This window comes from Bradyrhizobium sp. USDA 376, assembly GCF_054063675.1.
On the sequence record NZ_JBSSGN010000001.1, the window covers coordinates 3,053,333 to 3,068,828 of the forward strand.

Annotated in this window: 10 protein-coding genes; 1 reads left to right on the forward strand and 9 read right to left on the reverse strand. The window is 64.6% G+C overall.

Translation table 11 applies throughout. The features are described from left to right. Nucleotides 1-107: 107 nt before the first annotated feature. The 6 genes from ACVJ19_RS14385 to ACVJ19_RS14410 form a co-directional block, all read right to left on the reverse strand. Nucleotides 108-1,292, reverse strand: a complete 1,185-nt coding sequence (locus ACVJ19_RS14385) for a substrate-binding domain-containing protein (RefSeq protein ID WP_453948575.1) — start codon at nt 1,290-1,292, stop codon at nt 108-110. Between the two features lie 107 nt (nt 1,293-1,399). After that, entirely contained in the window at nt 1,400-3,436 is a 2,037-nt protein-coding gene (locus tag ACVJ19_RS14390) for an acyl CoA:acetate/3-ketoacid CoA transferase (protein WP_453948574.1), read from the reverse strand. A 122-nt stretch (nt 3,437-3,558) separates the two neighbouring features. Next, a complete protein-coding gene (locus tag ACVJ19_RS14395; RefSeq protein ID WP_453948573.1) occupies nt 3,559-4,869 on the reverse strand; it encodes an MFS transporter in 1,311 nt (436 codons plus the stop codon). A 197-nt stretch (nt 4,870-5,066) separates the two neighbouring features. Further along, nucleotides 5,067-6,509 carry a sigma-54 interaction domain-containing protein gene (locus tag ACVJ19_RS14400; RefSeq protein ID WP_453948572.1) on the reverse strand — a complete coding sequence of 481 codons (1,443 nt, stop codon included), beginning with the start codon at nt 6,507-6,509 and terminating at the stop codon, nt 5,067-5,069. A 262-nt stretch (nt 6,510-6,771) separates the two neighbouring features. Continuing rightward, complete coding sequence (locus ACVJ19_RS14405; RefSeq protein WP_453955091.1) at nt 6,772-8,508, reverse strand: putative bifunctional diguanylate cyclase/phosphodiesterase; 1,737 nt, start codon at nt 8,506-8,508, stop codon at nt 6,772-6,774. 207 nt (nt 8,509-8,715) lie between these two features. After that, the gene (locus ACVJ19_RS14410) at nt 8,716-9,681 is read right to left on the reverse strand and encodes a sensor histidine kinase (RefSeq protein ID WP_453948571.1); all 966 of its coding nucleotides are present in this window, start codon (nt 9,679-9,681) and stop codon (nt 8,716-8,718) included. A 179-nt stretch (nt 9,682-9,860) separates the two neighbouring features. Between ACVJ19_RS14410 and ACVJ19_RS14415 the strand changes: the two genes are divergently transcribed. Then, complete coding sequence (locus ACVJ19_RS14415) at nt 9,861-10,700, forward strand: SDR family NAD(P)-dependent oxidoreductase (protein WP_453948570.1); 840 nt, start codon at nt 9,861-9,863, stop codon at nt 10,698-10,700. 217 nt (nt 10,701-10,917) lie between these two features. On the opposite strand, the gene ACVJ19_RS14420 is transcribed toward ACVJ19_RS14415, so the two are convergent. The 3 genes from ACVJ19_RS14420 to sthA all read right to left on the reverse strand — a co-directional run bounded on the left by ACVJ19_RS14420 (nt 10,918) and on the right by sthA (nt 15,459). Further along, a complete protein-coding gene (locus ACVJ19_RS14420) occupies nt 10,918-12,294 on the reverse strand; it encodes a cytochrome P450 (protein ID WP_453948569.1) in 1,377 nt (458 codons plus the stop codon). Nucleotides 12,295-12,442: 148 nt separating this feature from the next. Next, entirely contained in the window at nt 12,443-13,678 is a 1,236-nt protein-coding gene (locus ACVJ19_RS14425; protein WP_453948568.1) for an LLM class flavin-dependent oxidoreductase, read from the reverse strand. 389 nt (nt 13,679-14,067) lie between these two features. Further along, complete coding sequence (gene sthA, locus ACVJ19_RS14430) at nt 14,068-15,459, reverse strand: Si-specific NAD(P)(+) transhydrogenase (RefSeq protein WP_456739524.1); 1,392 nt, start codon at nt 15,457-15,459, stop codon at nt 14,068-14,070. Nucleotides 15,460-15,496: the final 37 nt, after the last annotated feature.

The window sequence follows — 15,496 nt, forward strand, 5'->3', positions numbered from 1 at the left end:
GTCGATTTGCGCAGCAAATCGGGTGAGGGGGCTCAGGTCCCACGAGAGGGCGGTACCCCTCACCCGGCGCTTCGCGCCGACCTCTCCCTATGGGAGAGGTGAAGAAATCACCGCTTGTTCTTGACCGGAACGTCCATGTCCTCGATCTTCAGCTCGCGCACCGGCTCGAGCACGGCCCAGGCGACGTTCGGATCGACCTTGACCTTGAAGTGATACATGCTCTGCAGCGCCTGATGGTCTTCTTTGCGGAACACCATCTTGCCCTTCGGCGTGTCGAACTCCAGGCCTTCCATCGCCGTGATCAGCTTTTCGGTGTCGGTCGACTTCGCCTTGGTGACGGCGGCGACGACGGACATCGCGGCCGCGAAACCGCCCGCGGTGAAGAAATCCGGCGGCGCGTTGAAGCGCTTCTGGTGCTCGGCGACCAGCCAGTCATTCACGGGGTTCTTCGGGATCTCATAGAAGTAATAGGTCGCGCCTTCCATGCCGGGCAGGCCCTTATACGCCGCGAGCGCCGGCAGGATGTTGCCGCCGGTGGACAGCTCGATGCCGTAGCGCTTCGGATCCATGTCCTGGAGTTTTGCCAGCGGATTGCCGGCGCCGGCCCAGATCACCCAGATGATCTTGCGGCCCGGCTTGTCCTTCAGCGCGTCGAACAGGCGCTGGCCGACCGCGGTGAAGTCGGTGGTCGAGGTCGGGGCATATTCTTCCGCAGCCAGCGTCGCGCCGGTCTTGGCCAGCGCCTCCTTGAAGGCGGCGACGCCGTCGCGGCCGAAGGCGTAGTCCTGCGCCAGCGTCGCCACTGTGACGCCCTGCTTGCCGATCGCGACCGCGTTGGAGATCGCATCCTGCGACGAATTCCGTGCGGTGCGGAAGATGTAGCGATTCCACTTCTCGCCGGTAATCTGGTCCGCGACGGCGGGCTCGACGATCAGGATCTTCTTGTTCTCCTCGGCGACCGGGAGAATCGCGAGCGCCGCGGCCGACGAGGTCGTGCCGATCGCGATGTCGGCCTTGTCGTCCTGATAGGCTTCCGCCAGCGCGGCCTTGGACAGGTCGGGCTTGCCCTGGTCGTCCTTGGTGATGATGACGATCTTGCGGCCGTCGAGCGTCATGGTGCCCTTGGTGGCGTATTCAAAACCCATCTTCAGGCCGGTCTCGGTCTGCTTGGCATAGGCCTCCAGCGGACCGGTCTTGCCGTAGATCAGCGCGACCTTGAGGTCGTCTGCTCGTGCGGAGGTGCTCGCGGCGAGGGCGAGGATGGTTGTTGTTATGATGAGTGATCGACGCACGATGGTCCCTCCTGATTCAAAGTTTCTAGGCAACAGCGATTTGCACAACACTACGAACATTGCAATTGAACCTCCGGCCGAGCGTGTCGGCTCTTTTCGAGCATGCATCATTTTTGGGCTTGCCGCATGGTGTGCGATACCTCGGCTCCCTCGGCTTGGCGTCGATCCGACTGCGCTTCCTCCGCGCTCTCGAAAATATGCGGCGCGACGCCGCGCTTCTCCAGGGCTTCGCCGAGCTTGATGCGCAGGAAGCCCGACGTGGTGTAGCGCGACACGCCGGAATAGAACCGGTCGACCAGGCTGCGCACCATGGCCGAATAATCGTCCATCAGCTCCGGCAGGATGGAAAAATTGTCATAATTGACGATGGCGTAGACCCGGCGGCCGAGCGGTGCGAGCCTCGCCTCCACGATCGCGGCGATGGTGTCGATCTCCGCCTTGCTGCGCAGCGGATAGCGCTCCAGATTGACGAAGAACAGGTTCTGCTGCTCGTCCAGGGTGAAGCGCTGGTCGAGCGGGATGGTGAGCAGGCGCTCGCGCAGCTCCATGGGGCCGTCGCGGAAGATGCGCGCGTCCATCAGGGCAGGGTCGCGCGGGATCAGCGGCTTGAAATCCATCAGGCGCAGGATGTCGCGCTCGATGTCGATGCCGGGCGCGACTTCAGTGAGCTCGAGTCCGTCCGGCCGTAGCTCGAACACGCAGCGTTCGGTGACGTAGAGCGTGCGTTGCTTGCGCGCGGCGGCGAACGGGCCGCTGAAGGTGACGTGCTCGACTTTGTCGACGAACTTGCGCGATGTCGCTTCGTCGAGAATGACGAGCTTCCCGTCATTCACCGCAATGCGCTGCCTGCCCGCGCCGAACGTGCCGACGAAGGCGATCTCCTTGGCATTCTGGCTGATGTTGATGAAGCCGCCGGCACCGGCAAGCTTCGGGCCGAACTTGCTGACATTGAGATTGCCGGCGCGGTCGACCTGGGCGAGCCCGAGGAAGGCGGCATCTAGGCCGCCGCCGTCGTAGAAGTCGAACTGGTAGGGCTGGTCGATCACCGCCTGGGTGTTGATCGCCGCGCCGAAATCGATGCCACTCGCCGGGATGCCGCCGATCACGCCCGGCTCCGCCGTCAGCGTGATGAGGTCGATGATCCGCTCTTCATTGGCGACCGAGGCGATGCCCTCGGGCATGCCGATGCCGAGATTGACGACGCTGTTGGCCTTGAGCTCCAGGGCGGCGCGCCGGGCGATGATCTTGCGCTCGCTGATCGGCATCACCGGCAGGGAGGCGGCGCGGACGCGGATCTCGCTCGAGAACGCGGGATTGTATTGCGTGCCGAAGGTCTGCCAGTGGTTCTCAGGCCTCGACACCACGACACAGTCGACGAGGATGCCGGGGATCTTGACCTGGCGCGGATTGAGGCTGCCGCTCTCGGCAACGCGCTCGACCTGGGCGATGACGATGCCGCCGGAATTATGCGCCGCCATGGCGATGGCGAGCGCCTCCAGCGTCAGCGCCTCCTTCTCCATGGAGAGGTTGCCGTCGGGATCGCCCGTGGTGGCGCGGATGATCCCGACATCGATCGGGAACGTCTTGTAGAGCAGGCACTCCTCGCCGCGCAGCGTGATCAGCTCCACCATGTCCTCGGTGGTGCGCGCATTCAGCTTGCCGCCGCCATGCCGGGGATCGACGAAGGTGCCCATGCCGACGCGGGTGATGTGACCGGGCCGCCGTGCCGCGATGTCGCGGAACAGATGGGTGATCACGCCCTGCGGCAGATTATAGGCCTCGATCTGGCCCGCGATGGCAAGCTGCTGCAGCTTCGGCGCAAGGCCCCAGTGCCCGCCAATCACGCGCCGGACCAGGCCCTCATGCGCGAGATGATTGAGACCACGCTGCTTGCCGTCGCCCTGGCCGGCCGCATAGACCAGCGTCAGATTGCGCGGCTTGCCCTGGGTGTAGGGCGCATCGCCCTCGTTGGAGAGATAGAGCTCCTCCAGTGCGATCGCGATCTCCTCGGCAAAGCCGATGCCGACGAAGCCGCCGGTGGCCACCGTGTCACCGTCGCGGATCAGCATGACGGCTTCCGCCGCGGTGACGACTTTGCCCTTCTCGGCGTTGCGCAAATAGGGCAAGGCAGGATGCTGGCTCATGGCATTCCCTCCTGTGTCTGTTGCGGACCGCATGCCCGTTCTTCTCGCTTGGCTCTATTCGTATCGCGTGGAGCGGCTGGCGACCAGCCGCTCCGGCGTCGCGGGGGGCGCGTTCGGCCCGTTCAGGGCTGGGCGACCTTGCGAGTTTCGGTGGCGAAATAGACCGAGACGACGGTGATGAGCGCCAGCGCGATCATGTAGAGCGAGATCGGCCAGGTCGCCGGGGCATAGGCCGTCATCAATCCCGTCGCGATCAGCGGCGACAGCGCGCCGGCGAAGATCGAGGCGAGGTTGTAGCCGAGCGAGACGCCGCTATAGCGCACCTTGGTGCCGAACAGCTCCGACAGGAAGCTCGCCTGCGGGCCGTACATCGCGGCGTGACCGATGGCGAGGCCCAGCACGATTGCGACCCAGGCATATTGCGGGTTCTTGGTCGAAAGCAGCATGAACAGCGGGAACGACATCAGCGCCGAGAACACCGCGCCGAAGATGTAGATCGGCCGCCGCCCGAGCCGGTCGGAGAGCGCGCCGAAGGCGGGAATGGTGAAGGTCTCGATCGCGGCGCCGATCAGCACGCCGTTGAGCATGTCCTGCTTGTTCATGCCGAGCGATTGCGTGGCATAGGCAAGCACGAAGGTGGCATAGATGTAGAAGAAGCCGTTCTCGGCAAAGCGCGCGCCCATCGCGAGCAGGATGTTCTTGGGATACATCCTGATCGCCTCGAGGATCGGCATCTTCACCTCCTGCTTGGTGTCCTTGACCTTCTGGAACTCCGGCGATTCCGCGATGGTGAAGCGGATCCACAGGCCGACCAGCACCAGCGCGATCGAGAACAGGAACGGAATGCGCCAGCCCCAGGCATAGAGCTGCGCGTCGGTCAGCAGCGCGGATACGACCGAGAATACCAGCGTACCGAGCACGAGGCCGAGCGGCGCTCCGAGCTGCGGCCAGCTGCCGTAAAAGCCGCGTCTGTCCGCGGGCGCATGCTCGACCGCCATCAGCACCGCGCCGCCCCATTCGCCGCCGAGGCCAAAGCCCTGGATCAGTCGGCAGGTGACGAGCAGGATCGCGGCCCAGATGCCGGCGGTCTCATAGGTCGGCAGGAAGCCGATCGCCGCAGTCGCCGCACCCATGATCAGCAGCGTCAGATAGAGCATGGTCTTGCGGCCGATCTTGTCGCCGTAGTGCCCGAACACGATGCCGCCGAGCGGGCGGGCGATGAAGCCGAGCGCGTAGGTCGCGAACGCCAGCAGCGTTCCCATCATCGGGTCGAAGGTCGGAAAGAACAGCTTGTTGAAGATCAGCGCCGCGGCCGTGCCGTAGAGGAAGAAGTCGTACCACTCGATCGCCGTGCCGATCAGGCTCGCGGTGGCGACCGTGACGTGCGAGGGCTGTCTCGTCTGAAGCTGATGGACCGAGATCGCTTCACTCATCTTGCGTCCTCCCTGGTTGCGAATGCGCATGTGCAGCACGCGTCATTGTGCAAAGCGAAGAGCAAGCTCCGCGCCAGATGCTGCAGGTTTGCGCAAATTGGCTGAAAACCCAGCAGATTCAGCGAAGGCGTCGGGGAAAGAGTGGCCAGGTCGCGTGTCAGGAATCCGAGACTCTGGACACAGCTGAGTCTCGAAACTCAGACGGAGGCTGGTCCCGCGGCGAGGCCGAACTTGGCGAGCTTCTTGTAGAAGGTCGCGCGCGAGATCCGCAGCATCTTGGCGGCCTCCGAGATCTGGCCGTTGCTGGCGGCGAGCGCCTGCTCGAGCGTGTGCTTCTCGAACTCGGCCTCGGCCACGGCATAGGGCACGACTAGACCGGCCGGCCGCTCGGGCGGTGCAAGCCTGACCTCGGTGCCGACGGGAAGAATGCGGACGAAATCGTCGCCGGTCAGCCGCCCGGAATCGCTGAGGATCAGCGCGCGCTCGAGGATGTTGCGGAGCTCGCGAACGTTGCCCGGCCAGTCGTAGCGGGCGAGCGCGGCCAGCGCGCTCGGCGTGATCTTGGCCTTGACGTAATCGCCGGACGCGCTGATGTCGTCGAGCAGCCGGGCGCAGATGTCGGGGAGATCGTCGAGGCACTGACGCAGCGGCGGCAGGTCCACCGAGAGCACGTTGAGGCGATAATAGAGATCGGGCCGGAATGCGCCGTCGCTGACGCGCTTGCGCAGGTCCACATTGGTCGCGGCGATGACGCGGACATCGACCTTGCTGATCTTGTCCGAGCCGAGCGGCTCGATCTCGCGCTCCTGCAGCACGCGCAGCAGTTTTGCCTGGAGCTGCAGCGGCATCTCGCCGATCTCGTCGAGGAACAGCGTGCCGCCGTCGGCGACCCGGAACTTGCCCTCGCGCCCCTTGCGGTCGGCGCCGGTATAGGCCCCGGGAACGGCGCCGAAGAATTCGGACTCGATCAGCGTTTCCGGGATCGCGGCGACATTGACGCTGACGAACGGCTTGTCGGCGCGGGAGGAGGCGTTGTGGATCGCCTGCGCCAGCATTTCCTTGCCCGTCCCGGTCTCGCCGGTGAGCAGCACCGTCACGCTCTGCCGTGCGGCGCGGCCTGCGAGCTCCTTGGCCTGCGCGATCGCCGGTGTCGTGCCGACGAAATCGGCGAAGGTGAAGCGCGCCGCGCGGGCGTTGGACAATTGCCGTCGCGCCAGCCGCAAATCGCTCTCGAGCTGGGCGACGCGGGCGAGCAGGGGTTTCAGACTCTCCAGATGGTCATAGAGCACGAAGCCGATCGCGCCGATGACCTTGCGGTTCTCGTCCTCGATCGGCATGCGCGTCACCACGAGCTGCTCGCCGCCGAGCTCCATGATGTCGAGCAGGATCGGCTCGCCGGTCTCGGCCACCTTCCGCATCAGGCTGTTCGGAATGATCTCCTCGATCGGACGGCCGATCGCTTCCGCCGTATGCTTGAGGCCGAGCGAGGCCAGATACTTCTCGTTGACGTAGACGACGCGCCCGCCGCGATCGATCGCAATCGCGCCCTCGCAGAGGTTCTCCAGCCGCTCGAACAGCGTCACCATCGCGCGCGCACGGAGATAGGCGGGATCGCTGACGGCAGAAGTGGGAACGGACATGGCGTGCCTCGCGGGAAGCCCGCCTGTGTATTACCAAAAGGGAAGTAATTTCAAAGGGGGGAATTGAGGGATTGCTTCGCGACCTATTCTCGGTCGTCGTCCTGGACAAGCGCAGCGAAACGGAGCGCAGATCCAGGACCCATTACCCCAGGGAGGAATTTGGCGGCGAGACGGTAACCACGAGTCTTCGCCAAACACCCGCCTGGGGTAATGGGTCCTGGCTTTCGCCAGGACGACACGGAGATTGTGGCGCCGCTGTCGGCTACCGTCGATACCCGCTCGCCCGCGAATAGCCCTGGCGATTCTGCTGCATCGGGCGGCTCGCGACGTTGGCGCGGGCTTCGCTGGAGGCGGGGGTTGCGAGCTTCAGCTCCTCCAGGAAGATCGGGCGGGAGAAGTAATAGCCCTGCGCATAGCGGATCTTGGTCGCGGCCTGCAGATAAGCCAGCTCCTCGTAGGATTCGAGGCCTTCGGCGATCACGGTGATGCCGAGCGCCTCGCTCAAGGATTCGATCGCGCGCAAAATGCCCTGGCTGCGCGGGCGCTTGTGGATATCAGTGATGAAGGAGCGGTCGATCTTGATCTCGTCCGCGGTGATGTCGGCGAGCGCCGAGAGCGAGGAATAGCCGGTGCCGAAATCGTCGATCGAGATGCCGACGCCGAGCTTGCGGAACATCGGCAGGATCTCGGCCTGGAAATGATTCTTGGCGACGAAGGCGTCTTCCGTCACCTCGATCATGAAGCGCTGGGGAAAGCCGGTCTCCTCCAGGGCCAGCGCGAAGCTGCGCATGAACTCCGGATTGCCGGCCTGCTTGGCGGCGACGTTGATGCTGATGGACGCTTCCGCGCCGAAGGTGTCGTTGATCAGGTCGATCGACTTGACGATCTCGGCGAGCACGAGATGGGTCAGCTCGTCGATCAGCCCGAGCTCGCCGGCGAGGTTGATGAACGAGCCCGGCGCCTGGATCACGCCCTCGTCGTCGCGCAGGCGCACCAGGGCCTCGATGCCCTTCACGGCCTGCGTGCGGATGTCGACCTTGGACTGGAAGGCGCAGCAGAAGCGCTTTTCGAGGATTGCGAGCCGCAGCGACTGCTCGATCTTGCTCCGCGCCAGCGCCTCGCGCTCCATGCTGGCGTCGAAGAACGCGGCCAGTCCCTTGCCGTTGTTCTTGATTCGGTACATCGCGATGTCGGCGTTCTGCCGCAGCGTCTCGAAGCTGCGCCCGTGGTCGGGATAGAGGCTGATGCCGACCGAGGTCGAGGCGAAGACTTCCGAATGGTCGATGAAGAACGGCGCGGTCAGCCGCTCCAGCGTCGATTGCATGAACTCGGCGACTTCCTCCTGGCTCTGGATCGGGGAGAGCAGCAGCAGGAATTCGTCGCCGGAGATGCGCGACAGCATGTCGGAATCGCGCAAGTCGCGCCCGAGCCGCTTCGACAGCTCGACCAGCAGCGCATCGCCGACGGCGTGGCCGTAATAGTCGTTGATGTGCTTGAAATTGTCGACGTCGAGAAAGGCGAGCGCGAAGCGTTCACTGCTGTGATCGCGCGCCAGCAGGCTGTTGGCGCGATGCTCGATCACGCGGCGCGAGGGCAGGCCGGTCAGCTCGTCGAAATAGGCCGAGCGGAACAGCTGATCCTCGAAATTCTTCTGCTCGGTGATGTCGGAGGAGGCCGAGATCAAGAGCTCGCGTCCGGCGAGGCGAACGGGACGATGGGTCGTGAGCAGCACCTGGCGCGCGGCGCCGTCGTGAAGCGCTTCCTCGGTGACGACGGCCTGGCCGGCGCTCAGCGCCTTGCGGCAGGCCTCCCGGCGCGGTGCCAGATCCGGCGAGGGACGGCTGCCGTCCATGCCGAGCTGGGCGGCTGCAGCATCGTTAACCAGCAGAAGCTCGCCATGGGCGTCCTGCACGGTCAGGCCGGCCGGCAGCATTCTAACGATTTCCTTGAGAAATCCGAGTTCGGCTTCACTCGCGCCGGAATATTTGTTGTCGTTCATAGAGGTCATGAATCTTGTTGTTCAGCGCGCCTTTGCAATGCACGCGATCATGCGTAGTTCCCTCTTAAGTTTGGTTAAGGGGTACGGAGAAATACGGGGGTGTTTTGCGGCGATGCGACGCGCGCAGAAAATCGTCATTAACAGAGCGTCAACGGCACGCGCGAAAGCGCGCGTGACCTTCGCGCTTCTCTTTCGTTTGTTTCGTGTCTAGCCGCCCTTGGGGATGCGGCATTGCATGATGCAATGCAGCCCGGACTTGAGATAGGAGAGCTCGGTCCTGCCGTCGAAAGCCGAAAGTGCCGATTTCAGCAGCTTGGTGCCGAAGCCGGGCTCCGACACCTTGTCCACGCTCGGCCCTTCGGTTTCGTCCCAGGTGACGGTCAGGCGGTCCTCGCTGACGGTCCATGACACCTGCAACAGACCGCGCGGTGCGGAGAACGCGCCGTACTTTCCTGCGTTGGTGGCGAGCTCGTGAAACATCAATGACAGCGTGACCGCGAGCTTCGGCGGCAGGAACAGCCGGTCGCCGTTGAGGGTGAAGCGGACGTGGCCGTAGGGCCCGAGCTCGGCGATCAGGAGGTCGCGGATATCGCAGCCCCCCTTGTCGATCCGCGAGATCAGATCGTCGGTCGTGGCCAGCGAACGCAGCCGCGGATCGATCCGGGCCCAGACCTGTGGCTGGTCGTGCAGCACCTGATGAATCACCGCGTGCACGGTCGAGAGCTTGTTCTTCAGCCGATGCTGGAGCTCGTCGACCAGGAGCTTGCGATATTCTTCCTCCTCGATCAGGCGTTTGGAGATCCGGCGCTGCTCGACCAGCAGCGTGCGATAATGTTCGACGCCCCAGATCGTGAGCGCGCAGACCGCCCAGTACAGCGCCAGCAGGGCAAAGCGGGCGTTGTCGGCAATGGCATCGCTGAAATTCAGGACCACGCCGAGCACGCCGCCGACGAGCGCCGTCACGATGCCGATCCGGAAACCTCCGAACGCAGCGGCAAAGAACACGGCCGGAAAATACGGGGTGAAATAGACGTCGGGCCGGACCTGCGCGAGGCCCCAGCGCGCCAGCGTCGCAATCAGCAGGCAGGCGATCGCAAAGGCAATGCTGAGGCCGAGCGACGGCGGCGCCAAGCCCTGCCAGCCTTTGCGGAACTCCTCGATCAGCTTCTCCATGCGCAGCCCGGTTGCAAGGGGCGTTCCCCTTGAATGTTACGCATGTCGGGCGCGCAAGCAAAGCTTGCCTTGTCGGGAGCCGGCAGGAATAGTGATCGCCGCGGCGCCGACTGTCGCGGTGCCGTCGTCGATCGGTGTTCGCCGTTTGGCGTCAAGGGGTTCGAAAGCAGGGACATTCCATGGGCAGGCTGGACGGCAAGGTGGCGGTGATCACGGGCGCGACGAGCGGGATCGGATTGCGGACTGCGGAAGTCTTCGTTGCCGAAGGTGCCAAAATTGTGATCGCCGGGCGGCGCATACCGGAAGGCGAGGCGCTGGCGCGGCAGCTCGGGGCCAACTGCGTCTTCCTCCAGACCGACGTGACGGTCGAGGCGCAGATGCAGGCGCTGATCGCGCTCGCGGTGGAGAAGTTCGGCCGGATCGATTGCCTGTTCAACAATGCCGGCGGCCCGGCGCAGACCGGTGGCATCGAGGGTCTCGAGGTCGAGCGCTTCGACGCGGCGATGGCGACGCTGGTGCGCAGCGTCATGCTCGGCATGAAGCACGCCGCGCCCCATATGAAGAAGCAGGGATCTGGCAGCATCATCAACAATGGCAGCATCGCAGGCCGTCTTGCCGGCTTCTCCTCATCGATCGTCTATGGCGCGGCCAAGGCTGCGGTGATCCATCTCACCAAATGCGTGGCGATGGAGCTCGGCGAGTCCAATGTGCGCGTCAACTCGATCTCGCCCGGCGCGATCGCGACCGGCATTTTCGGCAAGGCGCTGGGGCTCTCGACCGACGCCGCGGAGAAGACGCCGGCGGTGATGCGCGAGGTCTACAAGACCGCGCAGCCGATCCCGCGCGCAGGTCTCCCCGACGACATCGCCCATGCCGCGGTGTTCCTGGCGAGCGACGAATCCAGCTTCATCAACGGCCACGACCTCGTCATCGACGGCGCCATGACCAGCGGCCGCAACTGGAGCCAGCAGCAGCAGGGCCTGTCGGCGCTGCGCAAGGCGTTTGACGGGGGCGCGTAAGCAACCAAGGCGACGGCGCCGTAGGGTGGGCAAAGGCGCGCCCTTCGCGCGCCGTGCCCACCATTCTTTCTTCGCGAGAGATCGTGGGCACGGCGCTCCGCGCCTTTGCCCACCCTACGAGGCCTGTCGTCGTTCCGGGGCGATGCGAAGCATCGAACCCGGAACCTCGAGATTCCGGGTTCGCACTTCGTGCGCCCCGGAACGACGGCGCTCAAATTCACACCGCCTTCACCTGCACCTTCAGCCCATCCCGCGGCTTCGGGATCGGCCACATCTGCCAGTCCGGCTTGTAGCCCGGCGCCAGCGACACCTCGATGTTCTGCAGGAAGTGGCGCGCGAAGCACTTGGCCTGCATATAGGCGAAATGCAGGCCGAGGCACATATGCGCGCCGCCGCCGAACGGCACGAAGGCAAAGCGGTGGCGGCCACGCTGGGCTTCCTCGGTGAAACGCAAGGGATCGAAGCGGTCCGGCTCGGGCCAGATGTCCTTCATGTGATGCGTGTACAGCGGGTTGACGCCGATCCGGGTCCCAGCAGGAACGGAGTATCCCATGAAGGTGAAATCACGCATGGCATAGCGCGGTAACGAGGGCACCGGTGGCCTGATCCTTAGCGACTCCTTGAATGCCATTTCCGACAGGGGCATTTTTTCGAGATCGTCGAAGCTGCTGGGGGCATCAGGAGCAAGCCCGAGCGCCAGAACTTCCGCGCGCAGCCTGTCCTGCCAGTCCGGATTGGCGGCGAGCTCGCCGATGAAGGAGGTCAGCGACGAGGTCAGCGTGTCGTGCGCGGCCATCATCAGGAAACTCATGTGGTCGATGATGTCCTGCTCGGACAGCAGCGCCCCATCCTCGTGGGTCGCGTGGCAGAGCTGTGAGAATAGATCCTCTCCGCCGCTCCTGGCGCGACGACGCGGAATCTGCTCGCGAAAATAGGCGACGATGCGCTTGCGGCCAGCCACGCCGCGCGCCATCTGCGTGCCCGGCAACGGGCGGCGGATCGGAGCGATGGAGGCCGCGACCATGTCGGCAAAGGCGCGGTTGATCCCCTGGACCTCGGGACCGATATCGGCGCCGAGAAACGATGTCGCTGCGAGGTCGAGCGTTAACTGCTTCATCGCCGGATAGAGCTGAATCGAGCCGGGCTTCGCCTTCCACTGCGCGATCCGCGCTGCGATGCCCTTGTCGAGCTTGTCGAGATAAGACTTCATCGGTCCAGACTTGAACGCGACAGACAGCGCCTTGCGATGCAGGCGGTGCTCGTCGAAATCGAGCAGCATCAGGCCACGCGGAAATAGCAATTCGAGCACATGGTTCCAGCCATGGGTCGACGAGAATAGTTTTTGCTGGTCGAACAGCACGAGCTCGTTGGCCTCGGGCCCGAGCAGCACGACGTTGGTCTGGCCGAAGGAATGGGTCCGAAAGACGAGCCCGTGTTTCGTGGCGTACGCCTCGATGAAACCCTTGGGATCGGCCAGGAGTTGGAACGTCTTGCCGATGATCGGCAAACCCTCGTCGCCGGGAATGTGCGTCAGCTCGTTACGCCTGGGCGGCGCGAAGGGGACTTTGGAAGAGGACCCGCCCTGCATCGACATGACGATTGCTCCGTTGGCAGACCCGGACAACATAGCACATCCGTGCGCGATGACGCTGCGGTCGTCTTGCGCACAAAATCGTCACACGCTCCACGTCGTCCCGGCCCCCGTGCGCAATTGCGCACTCGGCCGGGATGACGAGTGCGCCCTACCGCTTCGCCGCTTCCTTCTGCAGATCCGGGGCGTTGACGGCGGGAATGGCGACGCGGCCGGGGCCGGTCACTTTCAGCGCCTCGGCGGCCTTCTCGTTCTCCATGATCTTGGCCATCACGGCCTGGCCCGCACGTTCGAAGATCGCGCGGTTCTCGATCACGAATTTTTGCGACTTGCGCAAGGAGTCGATGTAGCCGTTGATCTCCGGCACGACGTAGCGCGCGACCATGTCCCAGCTCCGGCGCGTGTTTTCCGGATTGGCCCAGTCGTGCACGAAGCCGATGATGGCGCCGACGCCGCCGGACACGTCCATCACGTTCTTGATGGTTTTGACGAGATCGTCCGGCGTGCCGATGGTGGACGCAGCGCCTTCGACGAAGGCGGTCTTGTCCACGGCTTCGTCGGGCGAGGAGAATGCGGCGAGGCCCGGCCGCTGCAGCGTGCCGACATTATATTCGTTGTGCCAGCGCATCAGCCCGGCGCCGGCCTCACGGCGGGCCTGCTCGCGGGTCTCGGCGATGTGGAAGGTCAGCAGCACGCGCCAGTCGGCGCGGCTCACCTTGGTGCCGTGCTTCTTCGCGGCGTCTTTCGCGAATTGCCATTGCTGCTGCAGCGACATCAGGCCCTGCGTCGTCATCGAGCCCAGCGAGATGATGCCGATGCCGTATTTGCCGGCGAGCGTCATGCCGGACGGCGAGATCTGCGAGGCCACGACGAACGGCATCTCCTCCTGCAAGGGGAGGATCTGCAGCGCGGCGTCGTTCATGGTGAACCAGTCGCTCTTCGCGGTGACGCGCTCGCCGTTGAACAGGCGGCGGATGATGCCGATCGCCTCGTCCTGGCGGTCACGCTGCGTCATCGGGTCGATGCCGAGCGTGTGCGCGTCGGAGGCCAGCGCGCCGGGACCGGAGCCGAAGATGGCGCGGCCGCCGGTCATGTGGTCGAGCTGCACCATGCGCTGGGCAACATTGTAGGGATGGTGATAGGGCAGCGAGATGACACCGGTGCCGAGCTTGATCCGCTTGGTGCGCTCGCCGGCCGCGGCCAGGAACATCTCGGGCGAGGCGATCATCTCCCATCCGGAGGAATGGTGCTCGCCGCACCAGAACTCGTCATAACCGAGCGCGTCCAGCTGCTCGACCAGGTCGAGATCGCGCCGGAACTGGAGCATCGGATGCTCCCCGATCGGATGATGCGGGGCAAGAAAGGCTCCGAACTTCAGGCGCGCCATGGCGTTCTCTCCGGCTGAATTTTCTGTTTGTTAAGGAGGAGAGGCTACGTGCTGAAACAAGCGAACGCAATCGCACGATGTCCCGCGCGGCGGAATGCAGGCATGCGTTCGTCTTCTTCCTCTCCTCGCAGGCGGGGAGGGCTATCGCAGGTGATTTCTTGGTGGCGGCCTGAGCAAGCGCCTCGTCCTTCGAGACGACCGCTTCCAGCGGTCTCCTCAGGATGAGGCTAAGCAGCATCGGCGCCCGTTGAAACTGCTGCCGCGCACTCCGCCCTCATCCTGAGGGCCCGCCATCGGCGGGCGTCTCGAAGGATGGGCTGCGGGCGAGCTATTCGCCACGCTTCTTCATATGCGATAGCCCTGCCGCAAGCGAAGAGAGGTGAAAGAAGCTACCGCGTCATCCTGTTCCACGCATCGAGGCCGGCGATCTTGTACGCCTCCGCCAGCGTCGGATAGTTGAACGTGTTCTGGATGAAATAGTCGATCGTGCCTTTGAGGTTGAGCACGGCCTGGCCGATATGGATCAGCTCGGTGGCGCCTTCGCCGAGGATGTGGACGCCGAGCAGGCGGCGCGTCTTGGTCGAGAAGATCATCTTCATCATGCCGCTGTTCAGCCCCATGATGTGGCCGCGCGAGGTCTCGCGGAAGCGGGCGATGCCGACCTCGTAGGGAATGCCGCGCGTGCGCACCTCTTCCTCGGTGAGGCCCGCCGTCGAGATCTCCGGCACCGAATAGATGCCGTAGGGAAAGAACTCCGGCGGCGCCAAGGGCTCCATCCCGAGGGCATGGCAGGCGGCGACGCGGCCCTGCTCCATCGAGGTCGAGGCAAGGCTCGGAAAGCCGATCACGTCGCCGGCGGCGTAGATGTGCGGCACGCTGGTCTGCAAGGTCACGGGATCGACCGTGATGCGGCCGCGATGGTCGACGGTGATACCGGCGGCCTCTAAATTGAGCCGGTCGGTGGCGCCGACGCGGCCGGCCGCGAACAGCAGCATTTCCGTGGTGACGTGACGCCCGTCCGACAGATGCGTGACGATGTGGCCCTGCGCCGTCTTCTCGATCGACGTCACCTTGGAGCCGAGCCGCAGCGCGACATTGCGGTCGCGCAGCTCGTGCATGAACTCGTCGATCAATTCCTTGTCGATGAAATCGAGGAAGGTCGGCCGCGGTTCGATCAGGGTGACAGGCACGTCGAGCGCGCTGAAGATGGTGGCATATTCGACGCCGATCACGCCGGCGCCGATCACCGCCAGGCTGCGCGGCAGCTTTGGCAGCTCGATGATCTCGTCGCTGTCGAGCACGCTCGTGCCGTCGAACGGCACGTAGTCCGGGCGGAACGGGCGCGTGCCGCAGGCAATCAGGATGAAGGCGGCCGACACCACCTTGGTCTCGCCGATCGCACTGGTGATCTCCACCTCGTGCGGCGAGACGAGGCGTGCCTCGCCATTGGCGGTGCGCACGAGGTTACGGCTGAACTGATGCTCGAGCACCTCGACCTCGTGATCGAGCGTCTTCTGCAGCCGGATCATCAGATCGCTGGCCGCGATGTCCTGCTTCACCCGGTAGGAGCGGCCGTAGAAGCCGCGCTCGCGCCAGCCGGACAGGTTGAGCACGGTCTCGCGCAGCGTCTTCGAGGGGATGGTGCCGGTGTGGACGGAGACGCCGCCAACCCGCCGGCCCTTCTCCACCACCAGCACGGCCTTGCCGAGCTTGGCACACTGCACCGCGGCCCGGCGTCCCGACGGGCCCGAGCCGATCACCACCATGTCGTAGTCGTACATCCGGAAGACTTCCGAGCCCGCAAAACCAGCGGGAACC

Excerpts from the sequence above, each read along its gene's own strand:
- ACVJ19_RS14395 (WP_453948573.1), bottom strand. The coding sequence starts at position 4,869 with ATGAGTGAAGCGATCTCGGTCCATCAGCTTCAGACGAGACAGCCCTCG.
- ACVJ19_RS14415 (WP_453948570.1), top strand. The coding sequence starts at position 9,861 with ATGGGCAGGCTGGACGGCAAGGTGGCGGTGATCACGGGCGCGACGAGC.
- sthA (WP_456739524.1), bottom strand. The coding sequence starts at position 15,459 with ATGTACGACTACGACATGGTGGTGATCGGCTCGGGCCCGTCGGGACGC.
- ACVJ19_RS14400 (WP_453948572.1), bottom strand. The coding sequence starts at position 6,509 with ATGTCCGTTCCCACTTCTGCCGTCAGCGATCCCGCCTATCTCCGTGCG.
- ACVJ19_RS14425 (WP_453948568.1), bottom strand. The coding sequence starts at position 13,678 with ATGGCGCGCCTGAAGTTCGGAGCCTTTCTTGCCCCGCATCATCCGATC.
- ACVJ19_RS14405 (WP_453955091.1), bottom strand. The coding sequence starts at position 8,508 with ATGAACGACAACAAATATTCCGGCGCGAGTGAAGCCGAACTCGGATTT.
- ACVJ19_RS14420 (WP_453948569.1), bottom strand. The coding sequence starts at position 12,294 with ATGTCGATGCAGGGCGGGTCCTCTTCCAAAGTCCCCTTCGCGCCGCCC.
- ACVJ19_RS14410 (WP_453948571.1), bottom strand. The coding sequence starts at position 9,681 with ATGGAGAAGCTGATCGAGGAGTTCCGCAAAGGCTGGCAGGGCTTGGCG.
- ACVJ19_RS14390 (WP_453948574.1), bottom strand. The coding sequence starts at position 3,436 with ATGAGCCAGCATCCTGCCTTGCCCTATTTGCGCAACGCCGAGAAGGGC.